This is a genomic window from Cellulomonas fulva, from assembly GCF_018531375.1.
Lineage (GTDB): Bacteria > Actinomycetota > Actinomycetes > Actinomycetales > Cellulomonadaceae > Cellulomonas > Cellulomonas fulva.
In genome coordinates, this window is sequence record NZ_JAHBOH010000002.1 from 1 (window position 1) to 20,921 (window position 20,921).

Sequence of the window (20,921 nt, forward strand, 5' to 3'; positions counted from 1 at the left end):
TCCGAACCCGGAAGCTAAGCCCTTCAGCGCCGATGGTACTGCACTCGCCAGGGTGTGGGAGAGTAGGACGCCGCCGGACACCATTCAGAAGAAGCCACCCCACACGGGGTGGCTTCTTCTGTTTCCCCTGCGAGATGGCGGGGAGTGCCGAGCCCGTCCGTGTGGATCCGCGCGGGGCCGGGCGATGATCGCCGCGTCGGGCAAGGACACGTCGCGGCATGCGCCGGGCACCGGCCGCAGCGCCACGTCGGTGACGGGCGTGGACCTTCTCGCCACCGCGCCGCGATCTGGGCGAAGCTCGGGCGCCGAGCTGCCCGGGCTGTCGGTCAGCGGCGACCGCCACGACGAGGTGACCGCCACCTGGGGCGTGGGTGCGCGGTGTTGGCCGTTCGCACGGACCGCAATGGGTGGAGTGAGCGGGACCGCGTCGGCATGAGGGCGCGGCGGGTGTCAGCCCCGGTCGCACGGCGCGGTCCGATGCGTCGCGCTGGGGCAGCGGTGGGGGCGACGCGTGCCATCGACATGCGCCACCGACACGTGCCGGAGGCATGAGAGGCGTGCCGCGCGAGCTCACCAGCGTTCCCCCCCGTGGGCTCGTGCTGGCGGGGTGTGGGCGTGCTGTCGGGTCGTGTTGGCGGGGTGTGGGCGTGCTGTCGGGTCGTGCTGGCGGGGTGTGGGCGTGCTGTCGGGTCGTGCTGGCGGGGTGTGGGCGTGCTGTCGGGTCGTGCTGGCGGGGTGTGGGCGTGCTGTCGGGTCGTGCTGGCGGGGCGTGGGCGTGCTGTCGGCTCGTGCTTGGGTGAGGGCGGCCGGCGGGCGTGCTCTGTGCGTACCCACCGGCGGCGTCGGGCGGCGGCTGGACGTGGCTCGCGCAATCGGGCGAGTTGTCCGATCTCGGTGTTGGCGGCTGTGCACGATCACAGGTCGGTAACAACTCGGGACGCTCTCTTCCCGCGCGGGGCCGCGCCGTGCTTAGTATGTGCACGTTCACAGGCAGTGACCGTGCACAGGTGCCGGTCGTGACCCGACGGAGTGTCATGTCCCTCTCGAGCTGGCCCACCGGCAGCGCGATCTGCTTCGGCGGCGACTACAACCCCGAGCAGTGGCCGCGTGAGGTGTGGGACGAGGACGTCGCGCTCATGCGCGAGGCCGGCGTCAACCTGGTGAGCGTCGGGATCTTCTCGTGGGCGATGCTCGAGGTGCGCGAGGGCGAGTTCGACTTCGCCTGGCTCGACGGCCTGCTGGACCTCCTGCACCGCAACGGCATCGCGGTCGACCTCGGCACGCCCACGGCCTCGCCTCCGGCGTGGTTCTTCGCCGCCTACCCCCAGGCGCGCGTGGTGGCCAAGGACGGCACGGTGCAGGGCTTCGGGTCGCGCGGCATGGCCTCGCCGAGCTCGCCGGAGTACCGGCGGGCCGCGACGCGCGTGGCCGGGAAGCTCGCCGAGCGGTACGGGTCGCACCCGGCTGTCGTCATGTGGCACGTGCACAACGAGTACGGCGCGCCGGTGGGCGAGGACTTCTCCGCGGCTGCCGGGACGGCGTTCCGGGAGTGGCTGCGCACGCGGTACGGGTCGCTCGACGCGCTGAACGCGGCGTGGGGCACGGCGTTCTGGGGCCAGCGGTACGTCGAGTGGGAGCACGTCGGTCTGCCGAGCGCGACGCCTAGCGTGGCGAACCCCGCGCAGCGGCTCGACTTCGCGCGGTTCACCGACCACCAGCTGCGGGCGTGCTTCCTGGCGGAGCGGGACGCGATCCGTGCGCACGCGACGCAGCCGGTCACGACGAACTTCATGGCGAACGAGTGCCCGACGACCGACCTGTTCGCCTGGGCGCGCGAGGTCGACGTGGTCTCGAACGACCACTACCTCACGGCGGCCGACGAGCGGGGCCACGTCGGTCTGGCCCTCGCAGCGGACCTGACACGCTCGGTGGCGGGCGGCAGGCCCTGGATCCTCATGGAGCACTCGACGTCCGCGGTGAACTGGCAGCCGCGGAACGTGGCCAAGCGGGCGGGGGAGATGGCGCGCAACTCGCTGTCCCACCTCGCCCGGGGCGCGGACGGCATCCTGTTCTTCCAGTGGCGGGCCTCGCGCTCCGGGGCGGAGAAGTTCCACTCGGCGATGGTGCCGCACGCCGGAACCGGCTCGCGGGTGTGGCGTGAGGTCGTGGCGCTCGGTGCCGCGCTCGAGCGGCTCGCGCCGGTGCGGGGCTCGCGCGTCGAGGCCGACGTCGCGGTGCTGTGGGACACCGAGTCGTTCTGGGCGCAGGACCTGGAGTGGCGCCCGTCGGTCGACGTGCAGCACCGGGAGCGGGTGCGCGCCTACTACGAGCGGCTGTGGCGCGACGGCAGGACGGTCGACTTCGTCGAGCCGTCGCAGGACCTGTCGGCGTACCGGCTCGTCGTCGCGCCGGCGTCGTACCTCCTGCGGGAGCGGGACGCGGCCAACCTGACGCGCTTCGTCGAGCAGGGCGGCACGCTGCTCGTCTCGTTCTTCTCCGCGATCGTCGACGAGCACGACGCGGTGCACGCGGGAGGGTTCCTGGCCCCGCTGCGCGAGGTGCTCGGCGTGGCCGTCGAGGAGTTCCTCCCGCTGCGCGCGGGCGAGACCACGCGGGTGGCCTGGGCCCCGGCGGGCGTCGCGGCGCGCACCCTGGTCGCCGACGTGTGGCAGGACGACCTGGTGGTCGACGGCGCCGAGGTGGTCGGTACGCACCTCGACGGTCCTGCGGCGGGCGGCGCTGCGATCACGCGGCACGCGTACGGCGCGGGCACGGCCTGGTACGTCTCGACCCGGTTGGACGTGGACGCCCTCGAGCCCGTGCTCGAGCAGGTGTACGCGGACGCGGGGCTGGCGCCGACGGGCCTGCCGCAGGGCGTCGAGGTCGTCACCCGGCACGGCGAGGACGCCGACTTCGTCGTCGCGATCAACCACACGTCCGAGGACGTCAAGCTCGCCCTCGGCGACGGTCAGGAGCTGCTCGGCGCCACCGCGGTGGCCGGCACGCTCGACCTGCCCTCCGGTTCGGTCGTCGTGCTCCGCACGGCGCCCCGGCGCCCCGGAGGTGATGGCCGACCGTAGAGCCCCGGGCGCCCTGCCCGGCGCCCGCAGCAGTTCGGTACCACCACCGTCGCAGCGTCGCGATCTCCTGGGTCGCACGCTGGGACGCCTACCGGAAGGACCCCCATGCGCACGACCCTGTTCCGCGCCGCCGCCGTCGCGGCAGCCGTCACGCTGCTCGCGGCGTGCGGTGACGGCGGCTCCGAGACGCCCCCGGCGTCCCAGGAGCCCACGACCGCCGAGACCACCGAGGCTGCGGGTGGTGCCACCGGATCGCTGACGATCTGGGTGGACGAGAACCGCAAGCCGGCCGTGCAGGCCGCGGTCGACATCTACAACGAGACGAACCCCGACGTGACCGTCGAGCTCGTCCAGAAGAACTTCGAGGACATCCGCGCCGACTTCCTGGCACAGGTCCCCACCGGGAAGGGCCCGGACATCACGATCGGCGCGCACGACTGGCTCGGCGCGCTCATCGCGGACGGCGTCGTCGAGCCCCTCGACCTCGGCGAGAAGGTCGACGAGTTCGAGACGGTCGCGACGCAGGCGTTCACCTACGACGGCCAGATGTACGGCCTGCCGTACGCCCTCGAGACCGTCGCCGTGGTCCGCAACACCGCGCTCGTCGACTCCACGCCGGACACGTGGGACGACATGATCGCGATGGGCAAGGAGGCCGGCACCAAGTACCCGTTCGTCATCAACACCAACGGCACGACGGGTGACGCCTACACCTACTACGGCCTGCAGACGTCGTTCGGTGCGCCGGTCTTCGTCCAGAACGACGACGGCTCGTACACGACCGACATCGGCATGGGCGGCGACGAGGGCTTCGCGTTCGCCGACTTCCTCGCCGAGAACGGCATGAAGGGCGAGGGGAACTTCTCGACCGACTGGACCTACGACGTCGCGAACGAGGAGTTCGGCAAGGGCAACGCGCCGTACACGATCGCCGGTCCGTGGGCGATCCAGACCTACAAGGACGCGGGCATCGACGTCGCCGTCGACCCGATCCCGTCCGCCGGTGGCGAGACCGCGGCGCCGTTCGTCGGCGTCCAGGGCTTCTACCTGTCCTCGCAGAGCCAGAACAAGCTCGTCGCGAACGACTTCCTGGTCAACTACGTCGCCACCCCGGACGTCATCAAGGCGCTCTACGACGCCGACCCGCGGCTCCCGGCGATGACGTCGGTCGCCGACGAGGTCGCGGCCGACCCGATCGTGGCCGGCTTCCTGGCCGCGTCGAAGAACGGTGCGCCGATGCCGTCGATCCCCGAGATGGGCGACGTGTGGGAGTACTGGAACGCCGCCGAGGCGTCGATCATCTCCGGCTCGTCCAGCGCGAAGGACGCCTGGACCAAGATGCTGGCCGATCTCGACGCGAAGCTCGGCTGATGGAGCCGGGTCGGCGGCGAGGTCTGAGGCGTAGCCCTCGCCGCCGGCCCTTCCCTCCCCGCGTCCTCCCCCCTCTCGCATGAACGCCTCCGGAGGAGACATGTCCACCGAGCAGTCCACCACCGCCGTCGCCACGGGCGACGGCGCGCCGCCCCCGACGCGGCAGCGCGTCCGGGAGTCGCACGCCCGGGGCTGGTCCGGGCACGGGGCGGGCTTCCTCGCGAAGCTCGCGATCATGGCCCTCGTCAACGCGCTCGGGGTGCTGGCGCTGTGGTCCGCCTACCTGAACGGCTCGTGGGTCATCTTCGGGGTCCTGCTGGCGCTGCTCGTCGTCGCCGACTGGGTGTACTTCAGCAAGCGCCCGGTCCCGCTGAAGTACCTGCTGCCAGGTCTCGCCTTCCTGGTCGTGTTCCAGCTGTTCACGATCGGCTACACGGGGTACGTCGCGCTCACCAACTACGGCACGGGCCACAACGGCTCCCAGCAGCAGGCGGTCGACGCGCTGCTGAGCCAGAACGAGAAGAAGGTCCCCGACTCGGCGACCTACCCCTTGACGATCGTCGAGCAGGACGGTGAGCTCGGCTTCGCGATCGTCGAGGACGGGACCGCGATGGTCGGGACCGCCGACGACCCGCTGAGCGAGGCGGGCGACGCGACGATCACCGACGGGCGCGTCACCGGGGTGCCGGGCTGGGAGGTCGTCCCCAAGAACGACGTGCTGAGCGACCCCGCCCTCGCCGACGAGGTGCTGGCGCTGCGGGTGCCGATCTCCGACGACGCGGCGGACGGCTCGATCCGGACCGGCGACGCGACGATCGGCTCGGTGTACCGCTCGGTCCTCGAGTACGACGGGTCCGCCGGCACGCTCACGAACACCGACACCGGCGTGGTCTACCACGCGACCGACGAGGGCCAGTTCGTCGCCGACGACGGGACCGCGCTGCCGGTCGGGTGGCGCGTGTTCGTCGGGTTCGAGAACTTCACCAAGGCGTTCACCGACGACACCTACTCCGGCCCGCTGCTGCGGATCACCGTGTGGACGTTCGTGTTCGCGTTCTTCAGCGTGTTCGTCAGCTTCTTCGTCGGGCTGCTGCTCGCACTGGTCTACAACGACCCGCGGGTGCGCGGCCGCAAGGTGCTGCGGACGCTGTTCATCCTCCCGTACGCCTTCCCGGCGTTCCTGTCCGCGCTGCTGTGGAAGGGCATGCTCAGCGCGAACCCGGACTACGGGATCGTCAACAAGCTGTTCTTCTTCGGCGCGCGCATCGAGTGGCTCGACGACCCGACGCTCGCCAAGGTCTCGTTGATCCTGGTGAACCTCTGGCTCAGCTACCCGTACTGGTTCCTGGTGTGCACCGGTGCGCTGCAGTCGCTGCCCGACGACGTGCAGGAGGCGGCGCGCATCGACGGTGCTGGCGTGTGGCGGAAGTTCCGTTCGATCACGATGCCGCTCCTGCTGGTGTCGACCGCTCCGCTGCTCATCGCGTCGTTCGCGTTCAACTTCAACAACTTCACGCTGATCTACATGCTCACGGGCGGCGGTCCGCGGTTCACCGACACGTCCGCGACCCTCGGGCACACGGACATCCTGATCTCGATGGTCTACCAGATCTCCGGAGTCGCGGGCGGGCGGGCGGACTACGGCCTCGCGGCGGCGCTGTCGATCGTCATCTTCGTCATCATCGGCGTGATCTCCGCGCTGATGTTCCGGCGCACCCGCCAGCTCGAGGAGGTCAGCTGATGGTCACGACCCACCAGAGCCCGGTGATGGCGAGCAACGCCGCCGTCCGCGCCCGGGGCCGGCGACGCCGCTGGTTCCTCGAGGTGAGCTGGAAGTACGTGCTCGCGCTCGTCGTGATCGTGTACGCCGCGTTCCCGCTGGTGTACGTGCTGTCCGCGTCCCTCGCGACGTCGGGCACCCTGACCGGCTCCACCGAGCTGTTCCGCAGCGTCAGCACCGCCAACTACGAGGCGCTCGACAGCACGAAGTTCTGGACCTGGGCGGGCAACAGCATCGTGATCGGGCTGATCACGGCGTTCGGCTCGGTGCTCATGGGCGCCGCGGCGGCGTACGCGTTCTCGCGGTACCGGTTCGCGGGACGACGAGGCGGGCTCACCGGCCTGCTGATCATCCAGATGTTCCCGCAGATGCTCGCCTTCGTGGCGATCTTCCTGCTGCTGCTGTCCCTCGGCGAGGTGGTCCCGGCGCTCGGGCTCAACAGCAAGACCGCGCTGGTCTGCGTGTACCTGGGCGGTGCGCTGGGGACGAACACGTTCCTCATGTACGGGTTCTTCAACAGCGTGCCGCGCGAGCTCGACGAGGCCGCGAAGATCGACGGGGCGACCCACGCGCAGATCTACTGGACGATCATCCTGCGGCTCGTGACGCCGATCCTCGCCGTCGTCGGGCTGCTGTCCTTCATCTCGACGTTCGGTGAGTTCATCCTCGCGCGCGTGATCCTGACGTCGGAGGACAACTGGACCCTGGCGGTCGGCATGTACGGCTGGGTCTCGGACCAGCTCCAGGCGAACTGGGGACTGTTCGCCGCGGGTGCGGTGATCGCGGCGCTGCCGATCCTCGCCCTCTTCCTGTTCCTGCAGAAGTACATCGTCAGCGGTCTGACCGCTGGCTCCGTCAAGGGCTGACCACCGGGCCGGGCGTCCCCGACGCCCGGCCCGCTGCCCCTGACCGCACGGCACCGGCCGCACCGCGACCGGTGGGAACAGCCGCCCGGGTACGCCTCGCCCGGAGCCGCCTCGCCCGGGAGCGCACCCGGTCCGGGCCGCGGCGGTGGCGACGCCCCGCGTCGCGCGATTCGACCGATGATGCTCGAGCCGAGAGGACCCCCTTCGTGTCTGCACCCCTCCGCCGACTCCGGACCGCCGCCTGCGTGGCCGCCGGGTCGCTGCTGATCGTCGCGCCCCCCGGGGTCGCGGCCGACGACGGCCCGGTCGACGCCGGGATCGTCGTCCAGAAGGTCGGCGGGCTGCCCGCCGACTTCATCCGCGGCGTGGACGTCTCGTCCGTGCTGTCGCTCGAGGAGAGCGGCGTCGTGTTCCGCGACCGCTCCGGGGCGCCCGCCGACCTGTTCGAGGTCCTCGCGGACTCGGGCGTGACGGACGTGCGCGTCCGCGTGTGGAACTACCCGTACGACGCCGCGGGTCACGGCTACGGCGGTGGGACCGTCGACGTCGAGCGCGCGGTCGAGATCGGTGAGCGGGCGACCGCGGCCGGCCTCGGCGTGCTGGTCGACTTCCACTACTCCGACTTCTGGGCCGACCCCGGCAAGCAGACCGCACCGAAGGCGTGGAGCGGGCTGACGGTCACGGAGAAGGCCGACGCGGTCCGGGAGTACACCGAGGCGAGCCTGCAGGACTTCGAGGACGCGGGCGTCGACGTGACGATGGTCCAGGTCGGCAACGAGACCAACAACGGCGTCGCGGGCGTGACCGGGTGGGACGGGATGGCCCAGGTCTTCTCCGCCGGCAGCGCCGCGGTGCGCTCCGTGCTGCCCGACGCGCTCGTCGCGCTGCACTTCACCAACCCCGAGACCGCGGGCCGCTACGCCGGCTACGCCGCCGAGCTGGACGCGCGCGGCGTCGACTACGACGTGTTCGCCTCGTCGTACTACCCGTTCTGGCACGGGACGCTGGGCAACCTGACGTCCGTGCTGGGCGACGTCGCGACGACCTACGGCAAGAAGGTCATGGTCGCGGAGACGTCCTGGGCGTACACGCTCGAGGACGGGGACGGCCACGACAACACGGTGCGCGCCGGCCAGAACGACGCGGACCTCGCGTACCCGATCAGCGTGCAGGGCCAGGCGAACGCGGTGCGCGACGTCGTCCAGGCCGTGGCGGACGTCCCGGGGGACGCGGGCATCGGCGTCTTCTACTGGGAGCCGGCGTGGTTGCCCGTCGGACCGCCGACGCAGCTCGAGCAGAACACGACGCTCTGGGAGGAGCACGGCTCCGGCTGGGCGTCGAGCCACGCCGGTGAGTACGAGGACGACGCGGCGACCTGGTACGGCGGCTCGTCGTGGGACAACCAGGCGCTCTTCGACGTGGAGGGCGAGCCGCTCGCGTCGCTGGACGTGTTCCGGTACGTGACGACCGGCTCGACCGCGCCGCTCGCCGTCTACCGCGTCACGCCGGTCGCGCTCGCGGTCGACGAGGGCGACGACGTGGTCCTGCCCGGCACCGTCGAGGTGACGTACAACGACGGCTCCACGGCGCAGGCCGCGGTCGCGTGGAACGACTCGGTCGACTGGATCCGCGGTGCGGGCACGTACGCGATCACGGGCACGGTGGCCGACGACGCGCACACGACGGGCGCTGGGACTGTCACGGGGACGGCCACTGCGACGGCCGTCGTGACGGTCGGGGCGGCGAACGCGGTCACGGACGGGAGCTTCGAGAGCTGGGGGAGCGGGTGGACCCTCGACTGGACCACGGCCAACGTGAAGGAGTCCTCCGGTGACGCGCACTCGGGTGGCAAGGCGCTGAACTTCTGGGCGGCGGCCGACTACACGAACGTCGTGACGCAGCAGGTCACCGGCCTCGAGCCGGGCACCTACTCGCTGTCCGCGTGGGCGCACGGCGGCGACGCCGCAACGAGCGACCTGACGGTGTCCGCGACGACCTCCGAGGGCACGTTCTCCGCGCCGTTCGAGCTCCAGGGCTGGACCGTCTGGCAGCACCCGGTCGCCGAGGTCGAGGTCGGCGAGGACGGCGTCGCGACCGTCGCCGTCGGCGGCTCCGTCGCCGGCGGTGGCTGGTACTGGGTGGACGACGTGGTCCTCGAGCCGTACCGCGAGGTGACGACGACCGACACCGCGGACCTGCGGGCCGCCGTCGCGGCGGCGGGCGGAGTGCAGCGCGCCCGCTACACCCCGGCGACGGTGGCGGGGCTCGACCGCGCGGTCGAGTCCGGGCGCGTCGTGCTCGCGGGCGCGCTCGCGACGCAGGACGACGTCGACGCGGCGGCCGACCTGGTCGAGGCCGCGATCGACGCGCTCGTCGTCGACGCCGCCGCCCACCCGACGGTGACGGTCACGGCCGCGGACCCGACGGTGACGACCGGTGAGCAGGCCGAGGTGACCGTGCACGTGACGGCCGGGACGACCGAGCGCCCGACCGGCACGGTCACGCTGACCTACGGCACGCGGACCGCCACGTCGCTCCTGCGGGCGGCCGACGACGGGACGGCGACATTCACGCTGCCCCGCCTCGCGGCCGGCACCTACCCGCTCAGCGCCGCGTACGAGGGCGACGCGAAGGTGGTGCCCGGCGCGGCGGACGGTGCGGCGCTCACCGTCGCCCGGGCGACGGCCTCGCTGAGGGCCACGCTGCGGGACGCGACGATCACCGCGGGCGAGCAGGCCCGCGTCGACGTCGTCGTCACCGCGGCGGGGATCGCCGCGCCCACCGGCACGCTGACCGTGACGGCCGGGACGACGACGCGGACGGTCACGCTGTCCAGGGCCGACGCGGGGCGCAAGACGGTGGTGCTGCCGCGCCTGACCGCGGGCACCCGGGCCGTGAAGGTCGCGTACTCCGGAGACGCGGCGGTCGCCGGCGCCACGGCGTCGGCCGGCCGGCTGGTGGTGGTCAAGGTGGCGCCGACGGTGACCGCCTCGCTCGTGCGGTCGAGCGTGACGACGGCGCAGCGCGCGCAGGTCCGGGTCGTCGTCGCCGCGGCGGGCGTGCCCGCCCCGACCGGCTTCGTGCGGGTGGGCTACGGGTCGAGGAGCACCGTCGTCGCGCTCACGCCCGCCGCGCGCGGCCGGGTGACGGTGACGCTGCCGCGGCTGCCGCGGGGCGCCTACACCCTGACGGTGCGCTACGGCAGCGACGCGAGCGTCCGGGCCGGCACGGCGGGGCCGCTGAGGCTGCGGGTGGGCTGACGGGACCGTGTCGACGGGACGACGAGAGGGGCGGCGACCCGGTGGTCGCCGCCCCTCGCGTCGTGCGGGCGTCAGTCCTGCGCCGGGGTGAGGACCACCGCCCCGAGCGGGGGGACCCGCACCAGCGCCGAGTAGGGGCGGCCGTGGTGCGGGTCGGGCCGGGCCTCGACCGAGCCCAGGTTGCCGACGCCCGAGCCGCCGTACTCGAGGGCGTCGGTGTTGAACGACTCGGTCCAGCGGCCGCCGTCGGGCAGCGCGAGCCGGTAGCTCTCGTGCGGGATCCCCGCGAAGTTGACGACCACGACCACCGGCGGGGTGCCGACGCCCTTGCGGACGAACGCGAGCACGTTGTGCGCGGCGTCGTTCGAGTCGATCCACTCGAAGCCCTCGGGCGAGTGGTCGAGCTCCCACAGGGCGGGCGTGGCGCGGTAGAGCGCGTTGAGGTCGCGCAGCATCCGCTGCACGCCCGCGCGCAGCGGGTCCTCGAGCGCCCACCAGGACAGCGAGCGCGACTCGTCCCACTCGTCGGGCTGCGCGAGTTCCTGGCCCATGAACAGCAGCTGCTTGCCCGGGTGGGTCCACTGGTAGGCGAGCAGGGCGCGCACGCCGGCGGTCTTCTGCCAGTGGTCCCCGGGCATCCGGCCGTACAGCGAGCCCTTGCCGTGCACCACCTCGTCGTGCGAGATCGGCAGCACGTACCGCTCGGAGTACGCGTAGACCATCGAGAACGTGATCTCCCCGTGGTGCCAGCTGCGGTTGACCGGCTCCTCCGCCAGGTAGCGCAGGGTGTCGTTCATCCAGCCCATGTTCCACTTCAGCCCGAAGCCCAGGCCGTTGTGGTCGGTGGGGGCGGTGACGCCCGGCCACGCGGTCGACTCCTCGGCGATCATCATCGTGCCGGGTGCGCGCCGGTACGCCGTCGCGTTGGTCTCCTGGAGGAACGCGATCGCGTCCAGGTTCTCGCGGCCGCCGTGCTTGTTGGGCCGCCACTGGCCCGGCTGGCGCGAGTAGTCCAGGTAGAGCATCGAGGCGACCGCGTCCACGCGCAGGGCGTCGACGTGGAACTCGGTGAGCCAGTAGACCGCGTTCGCGACCAGGAAGTTGCGGACCTCGTTGCGGCCGAAGTTGAAGATGTACGTGCCCCAGTCGGGCTGCTCGCCCAGCAGCGGGTCGGGGTGCTCGTAGAGCGCCGTGCCGTCGAACTGCGCGAGCGCCCACTCGTCCTTGGGGAAGTGCCCAGGCACCCAGTCGACGATCACGCCGATGCCGGCGCGGTGCAGCGTGTCGATCAGGTACCGCAGGTCGTCGGGGTGGCCGAACCGCGAGGACGGCGCGTAGTACCCCGTGACCTGGTAGCCCCAGGACGGCGCGTACGGGTGCTCCGCGACGGGCAGGAACTCGACGTGCGTGAACCCCAGGTCGAGCACGTACTCGGTGAGCTGGTGCGCCAGGTCGCGGTAGGACAGGCCCGCGCGCCACGAGCCGAGGTGCACCTCGTAGACCGAGACCGGCCCGGTGTGGGGGTCGCGCTGCGAGCGACGGGTCATCCACTCGTCGTCGTCCCACGCGTACGCGGACTCGACCACCACGGACGCCGTGGCGGGCGGTACCTCCGTGCCCTGCGCCATCGGGTCGGCCTTCTGCCGCCACGACCCGTCCGGCGTGAGGATCTCGAACTTGTACCGCGCGCCCGCGGTGACGCCGGGGACGAACAGCTCCCAGACGCCGCTGTCGCCGAGCGACCGCATCGCGTGCGTCGCGCCCTGCCAGTAGTTGAAGTCGCCGATCACGCGCACCGAGCGCGCGTTGGGCGCCCACACCGCGAACGAGGTGCCCTGGACCTCGCCGAGCACCCCCGGGTACGTGCGCACGTGCGCGCCCAGGACGGTCCACAGCTCCTCGTGCCGCCCCTCGCGGATGAGGTGGCGGTCGAGCTCCTGGACGGTGGGCAGGAAGCGGTACGGGTCGTCGGCGGTCGTCGTCGTCGTGCCGTACGTGACCTCGATCCGGTAGTCCGGCACGTCGTCACCGGGCAGCACGGCCACCCAGATGCCGTCCTGCTCGTGCCGCGCCGGGACGCGCGTGTCAGGCGTGACCACGACGACCGCGTCGGCCAGCGGGCGCAGCGTGCGGACCGTGACACCCCCGACGCCGGGGTGCGGGCCGAGGATGCCGTGCGGGTCGAACCACGCCCCGTGCGCGACGGCGCTCAGGGTGCCGGAGTCGACGGGGACCGGGGTGGGGGCGGCCGGGCTCATACGCCTAGCCAACCACCCCACGGGGTCCGGTGCAGGGGTTCGGGGTGCGGTGACCTGCTGGGACGGGGCTCAGGCGGAGGGCGCCGGGCCGGTGGTGCCGCGCGCGACGAGGCGCGGGAGCGGCGCGGTGTAGGAGCGCACGGCACCGTCGGCCAGCACGTTGAGCACGCAGTCGGCGACCTGGACGCCCATCGCGTGCACGTCGAGGCTCATCGCGGACAGGGCGGGATGGGACAGCCGGCACAGCGCCGAGTCGTCCCACGCGAGCAGGGACAGGCGGTCTGGCACCGCGACGCCCATCTCGGCCGCGACCTGCAGCCCGGCGACCGCCATGACGTCGTTGTCGTAGATGATCGCCGAGGGCGCGGAGCCGCGGCCGAGCAGCGAGCGGGTGGCCCGCGTGCCGGACTCCTCGAGGTAGTCGCCCTCGACGACCACGCCCTGCGCCCCGCTCTTGGCGCACTCGGTGAGGAACGCGTCCGTGCGCGCCTGGGTGTGCGCCAGCGCCGCGGGCCCGGAGACGCGCGCGAGGTGCCGGTGACCGAGCGCGGTCAGGTGGGCCACCGCGTCCCGCATGGCCCGCGCGTTGTCCATCCACACGTTCGCGAACGGCAGGTCGGGCGTCGGGCCGCCGACGACCACCGCGGGCATCCCCAGCTCGGCGAGCACGTCGAGGCGCGAGTCCTCGAGCGCGACGTTGACGACGACGACCGCGTCGACCCCGCCCGTGCTCCACCGCCGGTAGGCCGCGATCTCCGCGGCGTGGTCCGGCACGACGTGCAGCAGCAGCGACCGGCCTTCGCCCGACAGCCGCTCCTCGATCCCGGAGATGAGCTCGGCGAAGAACGGCTCGATCCCCAGCAGGCGCACGGGTCGCGCCAGCACGAGACCGACGGCGTCCGGGTGCGTCACGGGCCCGAGCGTAGCCCCGCCGCGGGGTCGCGCGGCACCGGCGGCAGACGCACCGCCGCCGGCGTCCCCGGCACCGCCGAGGCCGCGGGGGCCGACGGCGCCGAGCCGTCGGCCCACCACGGTGCCTCAGGCCCGCGAGGGAGCGGCGGCCGGGACGACGACGTCGTTCGCGGTCCGCAGCACGGGCGGCGCGACGAGCGCGGCGGTGTCGAGCGCGCTCGTCGTGCGGACGTGGAACGTGACGGACGCGCCCGCGGGCAGGTCGACGAGGGCGTCGTCGACCGTCGCGTCCGGGTCGAGCCGGTCGACGAGCAGCGTGACGTCCCGCGCGAGCGCCCGGGCCGTGACTCGCACGGCGTAGCCGTCGGGCTCGGGCTCCACGGTCGCGTCGAGCGGGCTCGGGTCGAGACGGAGCTCGACGTCCGGCGCCCACGCGTGCACGGTCCGCTCGTCGTCGAGCGTCACGACGAGCACCTCGCGGGACGCGTCGTGCGGCGACGCGAGCGCGGCCGGCAGCGGGAGCGTGCCGACGGACCGCGGTGCCACGGCGACGTCGAGCGTGCCCCGGGCGAGCTCGTCGCCCGCGAAGGTCTCGCGTCGCAGCGTCGCCGTCCCGTGCCACGGCTCCGCCGTGTCGTTCACGACGACGAGCGCGAGCCCGCCGTCACGCGGCTGCACCGTCAGCAGCCGCGGGGCGTGCGCGTGCCGCAGCGCCCACCACAGCGGCTTGACGCGCTCGTCGCCGTCGACCGCGGCCCAGGACGTGACCGGCCAGCAGTCGTTGAGCTGCCAGACGATCGACCCCGCGGTGCGGGGCCACCAGGACCGGTGGTGCTCCACGGCGAACGCGACCGCGCGCGCCTGGTTGAGCTGCGTGGCCCAGTGCCAGTCGACGAAGTCCTCGGGGACCCCGAGGTGCGGTGCGAGGCCGCGGTCGAGCTTGCCGTTGCCGTCCTCCGCCTTCTGGTGCAGCAGGAAGGTCGGGTCCTCCTTGTGGGTCACGACCTGGAGGTCCGTGCGCACGGCGCGCGTGAGCGTCGCCCACGTCGGCGGACCCTGGAAGCCGAACTCCGAGCAGAACCGCGGCACGTCGTCGCGGTAGTGCGCGTAGTCGACGCGGTTCCAGACCTCCCACTGGTGGTGCGTGCCGTGGTCGGGGTCGCAGGGGTGGACCTCGTCGGGGGCGAAGCCGGGGGAGTACGGGCTGTTGTCCGCGTACGGCCGGGTCGGGTCGAGCTCGGCGACGACGGCCGGGAAGATCTCGGCGGCGTAGCGCAGCCCCCAGGTCAGGTCGCCCAGCTCCTCCTTCCAGCCCCAGTCCTCGTGCCCCCACACGTTCTCGTTGCCGCCGTTCCACAGCACCAGGCTGGGGTGCGACGCCAGACGCACCACGTTCTCGCGGGCCTCGGCCTCCATCTCCTCGAGGACCGGAGACTCCTCCGGGTACGCCGCGCACGCGAGCAGGAAGTCCTGCCAGACGAGCACGCCGCGCTCGTCGCACAGCTCGTAGAAGTCGTCGGACTCGTAGATCCCACCACCCCAGACCCGCAGCAGGTTGAGGTTCGCGCCGAGCGCCTGGTCGATCCGGCGGGCCAGGCGCTCGCGCGTGATCCGGGTGAGCAGGTGGTCGTCGGGGATCCAGTTGGCGCCCCGGACGAACACCTCGCGGCCGTTCACGACGAAGGTGAACCGGGTACCGTGCTCGTCGCGGCTCCGGTCGACCTCGACGGTGCGGAAGCCGAGCCGGCGACGCCAGGTGCCGAGCACGGCCCCGTCCGGGCCGGCGAGACCGACGACGGCGTCGACGAGCGGCTGCGCGCCGTGCCCGACCGGCCACCACACGGGTGCCTGCGGCACGTCGACGCGCAGGACGCCCTCGGTGTGCCCGGGCGCGACCGTGCCCGTCGCGACGTGGCCGCCGACCTCGGCGCGGAGCGCGAGGGGGGCGTCGCCGCCGGGCAGGCCCGAGCGCTCCACGGTCACGTGCAGCTCCGCGTGACCGGTGCCGTCGGCGTCCACCGTGACGACCGGGCGGACCTGCGCGAGGCGGGCCACGCGCCAGCGCTCGATGCGCACGTCCTTCCACAGGCCCGCGGTCTGCAGGTCCGGCCCCCAGTCCCAGCCGAACGAGCACGCCATCTTGCGGACCATGTTGAACGGCTGCGGGTAGGCGAGCGGGCGGTGCCCGAGCCGGCGCTCCTCGGCCTCCGCGTGGTGCAGCGCCGACGCGAGGTCGACGCGCAGGGTGCCCGCGCCCGTGAGCTCCCGGACGTCGAAACGGTAGGACCGGTGCTGGTTCGCGGTCCGGCCGAGCTCGGTGCGCGCGCCGTCGGGCGCCGTCCAGCCGATCGTCGCGACCGTGTCGATGCCGTCGAACGCCAGGTCGACCCGCTCGTCGCCCGCCGGGACGGGCAGGTCGAGCGGACGCTCGTAGCGCCAGTCGACGTGCCGCATCCAGGCCAGGACCTCCTCGTTGCGGTCGAGGTACGGGTCCGGGATCAGGCCGGCCGCGAGGAGCGCGGTGTGGCTGGTCCCGGGGACCTCGGCGGGCAGGCCGTCGCGGAGCGCGGCGGCGAGCTCGGGGGAGAGGTCCGCGGGGGTGCCGGCGGTCGCGGACAGGGTCCAGCCGTCGGTCAGGTGGTACGCAGTCATGGGTGCTCCAGGTCGCGGGGCGGTACGGCAGCTCGGGCAGCGGCGCGCGGGGTGCGCCGGCGACGGGTCGACGGCGGCGTCGACGCGTCGCCTTACTTCGTCGCGCCCGACGTGAAGCCGTTGTAGATGTAGCGCTGCAGGAACAGGAAGAGCAGCAGGATCGGGATGATCGTGATGACGACGCCCGCGCAGATCAGCTCCCACTGCGAGCCCCACGGGCCCATGAACTTGAACAGCGCGGTGGAGATCGGGAGCTTGTCCGGGTCGTTGATGTACAGGAACGGCAGGAAGAACTCGTTGTAGATGCCGATGCCCTTGATGATCACGACCGTCGCGATGGCGGGCTTGAGGTTGGGCAGGATGATCTGCAGGAAGATCCGGACCGGCCCGGCGCCCTCGATCATCGCGGCCTCGTCGAGCGAGCGCGGGATGCTGCGCATGAACTGCACGAAGATGTAGATCGAGACGATGTCCGTGCCCATGAAGAGCAGGATCAGCGCCCAGCGCGAGCCGTAGAGACCGAGCCCGTTGATGATCTGGAACGTCGCGACCTGGGTGGTCACGCCCGGCACCAGCGTCGCGAGCAGGAACAGCTTGAGCACCGCGCCGCGGCCCAGGAACCGGAACCGGTCGAGCGCGTAGGCGGTGGCCGCGCCGATGAAGATCGTGCCCACGATCGCGGCGACGAAGACGAGGATGGTGTTGACGAACGCCATCCCCATGCCCTGGTTGAACGCCGTCACGTAGTTGTCGAAGTTGAACCAGTTCTCGGGCGGGTCCAGCGGCCCCGTCGCCAGGAACTCCTGGCTGGTCTTGAGCGAGCCGAACAGGATCAGGCCGAGCGGCAGGAGGGTGACGACGGCGGCGACGACGAGCGAGACGTACTTCGCGGTGCCGGTGAGCAGCTTGGTCATGTGAGGTCGACCTCCTCCTCGGGGACGATCTTGCGCTGCATCCAGGTCACGATCAGGACGAAGAGCAGCAGGACGACGGCCATCGCCGACGCCAGGCCGACCGTGTTGCGTTGGAAGGCCATCCAGATGGTGCGGATGACGAACGTCTCGGTGCCGTTGGACCCCCCGGTCATCACGAACGGGATCTCGAAGACCGACAGCGACCCCGAGATGCCGAGGATGAAGGCGAGCCCGACGATGGGCCGGATCGACGGCAGGATGATGTGCCAGAACTCGTGCCAGCGCGTCGCGCCGTCGAGTGCGGCCGCCTCGTAGATGTCGGAGTTGATGGACTGGATCGCGCCCAGGAACATCACGAACGTGAGGCCGGTGTAGCGCCAGACCGACACCGAGGCGAGCGTGTAGTTCGCGATGTCGGGGTCGCCCGTCCACTGGTGGATCAGGCCGTCGAGCCCGGCCTTCATGAGCACCGTGTCCAGGCCGCCGCCCGGCTTGAGGAAGTTGAGGAAGATCAGGCCGATCGCCACGCCGTTGATCAGGTACGGGAAGAACAGGATGCCCTTCCACATGTTCTTGAACCGGACCTTGAAGGACAGCAGCGTCGCGAAGTAGAGCGCGAGCGCCATCTGCACGAACGAGCCGACGACGTAGTACAGCGAGACCAGGAAGACGCGGACGTTGTCCGGGTCCGTGAAGACCTCGACGTAGTTGTCGAACCCGACCAGGTTCTTGGTCTTGTCGAGCCCGTCCCAGTCGGTGAAGGAGTACCAGAACATGTTCACGACGGGGACGTACGTGAGCAGCAGGAGCAGCCCGACCGGGATCAGCAGGAACAGGTACGGGGTGAGCTTGCGGGCCCGGCCGGCGGGGCCGCCGCCCCGACGACCCCGGGGGGTCGTCGGAGCGACGGCGTCACGCTCGGCCGCGGCCGCGGGGCCGGTGAGCCCGGAGGGAGCGGTCGTCATCGTGGACCTCAGCCGACGTCCGCGCGGCCCTCGGCCCACTTGGAGTTGAGGTCGTCGAAGATCTCCTGCTTGGTCCGGTTGCCCGAGCGTGCGTCGTCGATGATCTGGACGCGGTACTTCGGGTCCGTCGTGACGATGCCGGACGCGGTGTCGATGTCCGCGAACAGCGACTCCTGGCCCTCGGGGGCGGGGTTCATCGTGATGAGCTCGACGTTCTCCATGAAGCCCGAGAGCGCGTCCGGCACCGGGCCGTCGACCAGCGGCGAGAGCCCGACCTGCGACTCCGAGTAGCCGGAGTCGTGGTTGAACCAGTCGATCCAGGCGCGCGCCGTGACCTTGTTCTTCGAGTGGACGTTGATGCCGAGGTTGTAGTCACCGCCGGCCACCGTGTGGAACTTGCCGTCGACCTGCGCCGGGGTCGGCATGTACGCGATGTCCGCCGGGTCCGCGCCGGCGGCCTCGGCCGCCGCCTGCATCTGCGGGATGGCCCAGGAGCCGAGCACCATGGTCGCGATGTCGCCGATGCCGATGAGGCGCTTGGAGCCCTCCCAGTCGGTCGTCGTCGGGTCGGCCTCGGTCAGGCCGTTCGCCACCACGTCGTAGATGGTCCCGTCGATGACGCCCGAGTCCGACGTGTCGGTCCACGGCGTGTCCGTCTGCGTCATGTCGTTGACGTAGTCCGGGTTCGCGGTGACCGCGCCGCGCCAGCCCTCCCACTGCGAGAGCGCCCACGAGTCCTTGTAGTTGGTGTACAGCGGGGCCACCTTGGCGACGCCGGCGTCCTTGATCTTCTGCAGGTCGTCGAGGAACTCCTGCGGCGTCGTCGGGAACTCGGTGACGCCGGCCTCCTCCCAGACCCGCTTGTTGTAGAGGATGCCCTGGACGTTGCCGACGACGGGGATGCCGTAGGACTTGCCCTCGAAGGACTTGTCGTTGATCCAGCGGTACTCCTTCGCCATCTCGGCCTGGTCGCCGAGCGGCTCGAAGAAGTCGCCGAGCTGGTCGGGCGTCACCGAGCCGGGGATGGCGAGGACGTCGCCGTAGTCGTCGGTGTTCATGCGGGTCTTGACGGTGCCCTCGTAGTCCGTCACGCCCTCGACCTTGACCTCGGTCACGTCGGGGTACTTGGCCTTGAACTCCTCGACGTACTTGTCGAAGGTGCCGTCCTCGACGAGGTCGGTGCGCCAGGTCAGGACGCTGATCGAGCCGCTGGGGGTGTCCGAGCCGCCCTCCGAGGAGGTGTCGGCCGGGTCGTCCGACCCGCCCGAGCACGCGGCGGTCAGGGCGAGGATGGTGCCGGCCGCGGCCAGGGCCATGAGCCGGCGGCGTCGCTGCTGAGGGAACATCGGTGATCCTCTCGTCGTCCCGGCACCTCCGCGTGCCGGCCGTGGGTGGAGGGGCTTCCTTGCCGATCGGGGTTCGACCCCGCTCCGTGTGGCATTCTTAGGCCGGTGAACAAAGTAAGTCAACACGCGTGGGTCCTCCCACCGTGTCCGTTCCCGGATCGTTACCCGGGGCGCGCCGCCGTCGGCACGTCCCGTCGGGGTCGATCCCGCGGTGGCTATCGTGGGCGCACACCGTCGTGCAGCCACGGACAGGAGGTCCGGTGAACAGCTCCCAGCCGGGGCTCGGTGCGGCTCACGCGAGCAGCCGGTCGGCGATCCTCGACCTGATCCGCGCGGCGGGGACCATCTCGCGCGTCGAGCTCACGCGCGTCTCCGGGCTCACGGGCGCCACGGTCTCGACCGTCGTGCGCAAGCTGATCGACGACGGGCTCGTCGTCGAGGCCGGCCGGGCCGAGTCGACCGGCGGCAAGCCCCGCATGCTGCTGGAGCTGGACCCCTACGCGCGGTTCGCGGTCGGCGTGCACCTGGACCACGCGGGCATCACCTACGTGATCGCCAACCTGGGCGGCGCGATCGTCGCGCGCTGGCGGCGTCCGGGTGCGGGGTCCGACGACCCGCGCGTCGTGGTCGAGCGCATCGCTGCCGAGATCCGGGCGACCGTGGCCCGGATCGGCGTCGAGCCGGACCGGATCCTGGGCCTCGGCGTGGTCTCGCCGGGGCCGATCGCGGCGTCCACGGGCATGACGCTCACGCCGCCCGTCATGCAGGCGTGGACCGAGTTCCCGCTGGCGGAGGCGCTCGAGGACGCCGTCGGGCTGCCCGTGCTGCTGGACAACGACGCGACCGCGGCCGCGATCGGCGAGTACTGGTCCGGCGGCGTGCCCACGGGGACCGCGTTCGCGGCGCTCTACATGGGGACCGGGATCGGCGCGGGCATCATCGTCGACGGCACCGTGTACCGCGGCTCGAGCTCCAACGCCGGCGAGGTGGGCCACATCTGCGTCGACATCGACGGGCCGGACTGCTGGTGCGGGAGCGCGGGCTGCGTCGAGGCCCTCGCCGGTCCCGCCGCGGTCGTCGCGCAGTCCCGCGCCGTCGGCGTCGAGCTCGCCGGCCGCAGCGTCTCCGAGGACTTCGCGCAGCTCGCGCGCGCCGCGTCGCGCGGCGAGGAGACGCCGCTCGCGCTCCTCGAGCGGTCCGCGCGGTACGTCGCGGTGGCGGCCCAGACCCTGGCGAACGTGCTCGACGTCGCGCACGTGGTGCTCACCGGACCGTCGTTCGCGCTCGCGGGCTCGCTCTACCTCCCGGTGCTCGAGGAGCGGCTCGCGCGCTCGTTCTTCGCGCGCGGGAGCCACGCCGTCCGCGTCGGCATCTCCTCCAACGCGCCCGAGGCCGCCGCCGTGGGCGCGGCCGCCCTGGTGCTCCAGGCCGAGCTCGCGCCGCGCCGGGCGGGCATGCGGATGGTCCTGGACACGATCGAGGCGACGCCGGCGACCGCGTGACCGGCAGTCGCGTGC

At 72.1% G+C, this 20,921-nt stretch carries 12 protein-coding genes and 1 rRNA gene; 7 read left to right on the forward strand and 6 right to left on the reverse strand.

Annotated elements, in window-relative coordinates:
- The 6 genes from rrf to KIN34_RS17190 form a co-directional block, all read left to right on the forward strand.
- Positions 1 to 79, forward strand: a 5S ribosomal RNA gene (gene rrf, locus KIN34_RS17525); the annotation flags it as partial.
- 955 nt (positions 80 to 1,034) lie between these two features.
- Complete coding sequence (locus KIN34_RS13655; RefSeq protein WP_214352203.1) at positions 1,035 to 3,080, forward strand: beta-galactosidase; 2,046 nt, start codon at positions 1,035 to 1,037, stop codon at positions 3,078 to 3,080.
- 105 nt (positions 3,081 to 3,185) lie between these two features.
- The gene (locus KIN34_RS13660; protein ID WP_214352205.1) at positions 3,186 to 4,451 is read left to right on the forward strand and encodes a sugar ABC transporter substrate-binding protein; all 1,266 of its coding nucleotides are present in this window, start codon (positions 3,186 to 3,188) and stop codon (positions 4,449 to 4,451) included.
- A 100-nt stretch (positions 4,452 to 4,551) separates the two neighbouring features.
- Positions 4,552 to 6,192 carry an ABC transporter permease subunit gene (locus KIN34_RS13665; RefSeq protein WP_214352207.1) on the forward strand — a complete coding sequence of 547 codons (1,641 nt, stop codon included), beginning with the start codon at positions 4,552 to 4,554 and terminating at the stop codon, positions 6,190 to 6,192.
- Complete coding sequence (locus tag KIN34_RS13670) at positions 6,192 to 7,097, forward strand: sugar ABC transporter permease (RefSeq protein ID WP_214352209.1); 906 nt, start codon at positions 6,192 to 6,194, stop codon at positions 7,095 to 7,097. Before KIN34_RS13665 ends, KIN34_RS13670 begins: the two co-directional genes overlap by 1 nt.
- A 206-nt stretch (positions 7,098 to 7,303) precedes the next feature.
- Positions 7,304 to 10,357, forward strand: a complete 3,054-nt coding sequence (locus KIN34_RS17190) for a glycosyl hydrolase 53 family protein (protein WP_214352210.1) — start codon at positions 7,304 to 7,306, stop codon at positions 10,355 to 10,357.
- 71 nt (positions 10,358 to 10,428) lie between these two features.
- Here the strand turns inward: KIN34_RS17190 and glgB are convergent, their stop codons facing one another.
- From glgB to KIN34_RS13705, 6 genes are all read right to left on the reverse strand, one after another.
- Positions 10,429 to 12,615, reverse strand: a complete 2,187-nt coding sequence (gene glgB / locus KIN34_RS13680; protein ID WP_214352212.1) for a 1,4-alpha-glucan branching protein GlgB — start codon at positions 12,613 to 12,615, stop codon at positions 10,429 to 10,431.
- 69 nt (positions 12,616 to 12,684) lie between these two features.
- Positions 12,685 to 13,527: a LacI family DNA-binding transcriptional regulator gene (locus KIN34_RS13685; protein ID WP_214352214.1), complete on the reverse strand. Its 843-nt coding sequence runs from the start codon at positions 13,525 to 13,527 to the stop codon at positions 12,685 to 12,687.
- Between the two features lie 126 nt (positions 13,528 to 13,653).
- Entirely contained in the window at positions 13,654 to 16,179 is a 2,526-nt protein-coding gene (locus KIN34_RS13690) for a glycosyl hydrolase 2 galactose-binding domain-containing protein (protein ID WP_214352216.1), read from the reverse strand.
- A gap of 92 nt (positions 16,180 to 16,271) precedes the next feature.
- Positions 16,272 to 17,093, reverse strand: a complete 822-nt coding sequence (locus KIN34_RS13695; protein ID WP_214352218.1) for a carbohydrate ABC transporter permease — start codon at positions 17,091 to 17,093, stop codon at positions 16,272 to 16,274.
- Complete coding sequence (locus KIN34_RS13700; RefSeq protein WP_214352220.1) at positions 17,090 to 18,058, reverse strand: carbohydrate ABC transporter permease; 969 nt, start codon at positions 18,056 to 18,058, stop codon at positions 17,090 to 17,092. The genes KIN34_RS13695 and KIN34_RS13700 overlap by 4 nt, the downstream gene beginning before the upstream one ends.
- An 8-nt stretch (positions 18,059 to 18,066) precedes the next feature.
- A complete protein-coding gene (locus KIN34_RS13705) occupies positions 18,067 to 19,404 on the reverse strand; it encodes an ABC transporter substrate-binding protein (protein WP_214352222.1) in 1,338 nt (445 codons plus the stop codon).
- Between the two features lie 260 nt (positions 19,405 to 19,664).
- Here KIN34_RS13705 and KIN34_RS13710 point away from each other — a divergent pair, with 260 nt between their 5' ends.
- Complete coding sequence (locus KIN34_RS13710) at positions 19,665 to 20,906, forward strand: ROK family transcriptional regulator (protein WP_214352224.1); 1,242 nt, start codon at positions 19,665 to 19,667, stop codon at positions 20,904 to 20,906.
- Positions 20,907 to 20,921: the final 15 nt, after the last annotated feature.

What these genes read in the sequence shown, in the direction of transcription:
- KIN34_RS13655 (WP_214352203.1), top strand. Translation starts at nt 1,035, where the DNA reads ATGTCCCTCTCGAGCTGGCCCACCGGCAGCGCGATCTGCTTCGGCGGC.
- KIN34_RS13660 (WP_214352205.1), top strand. Translation starts at nt 3,186, where the DNA reads ATGCGCACGACCCTGTTCCGCGCCGCCGCCGTCGCGGCAGCCGTCACG.
- KIN34_RS13665 (WP_214352207.1), top strand. Translation starts at nt 4,552, where the DNA reads ATGTCCACCGAGCAGTCCACCACCGCCGTCGCCACGGGCGACGGCGCG.
- KIN34_RS13670 (WP_214352209.1), top strand. Translation starts at nt 6,192, where the DNA reads ATGGTCACGACCCACCAGAGCCCGGTGATGGCGAGCAACGCCGCCGTC.
- glgB (WP_214352212.1), bottom strand. Translation starts at nt 12,615, where the DNA reads ATGAGCCCGGCCGCCCCCACCCCGGTCCCCGTCGACTCCGGCACCCTG.
- KIN34_RS13690 (WP_214352216.1), bottom strand. Translation starts at nt 16,179, where the DNA reads ATGACTGCGTACCACCTGACCGACGGCTGGACCCTGTCCGCGACCGCC.
- KIN34_RS13695 (WP_214352218.1), bottom strand. Translation starts at nt 17,093, where the DNA reads ATGACCAAGCTGCTCACCGGCACCGCGAAGTACGTCTCGCTCGTCGTC.
- KIN34_RS13700 (WP_214352220.1), bottom strand. Translation starts at nt 18,058, where the DNA reads ATGACGACCGCTCCCTCCGGGCTCACCGGCCCCGCGGCCGCGGCCGAG.
- KIN34_RS13705 (WP_214352222.1), bottom strand. Translation starts at nt 19,404, where the DNA reads ATGTTCCCTCAGCAGCGACGCCGCCGGCTCATGGCCCTGGCCGCGGCC.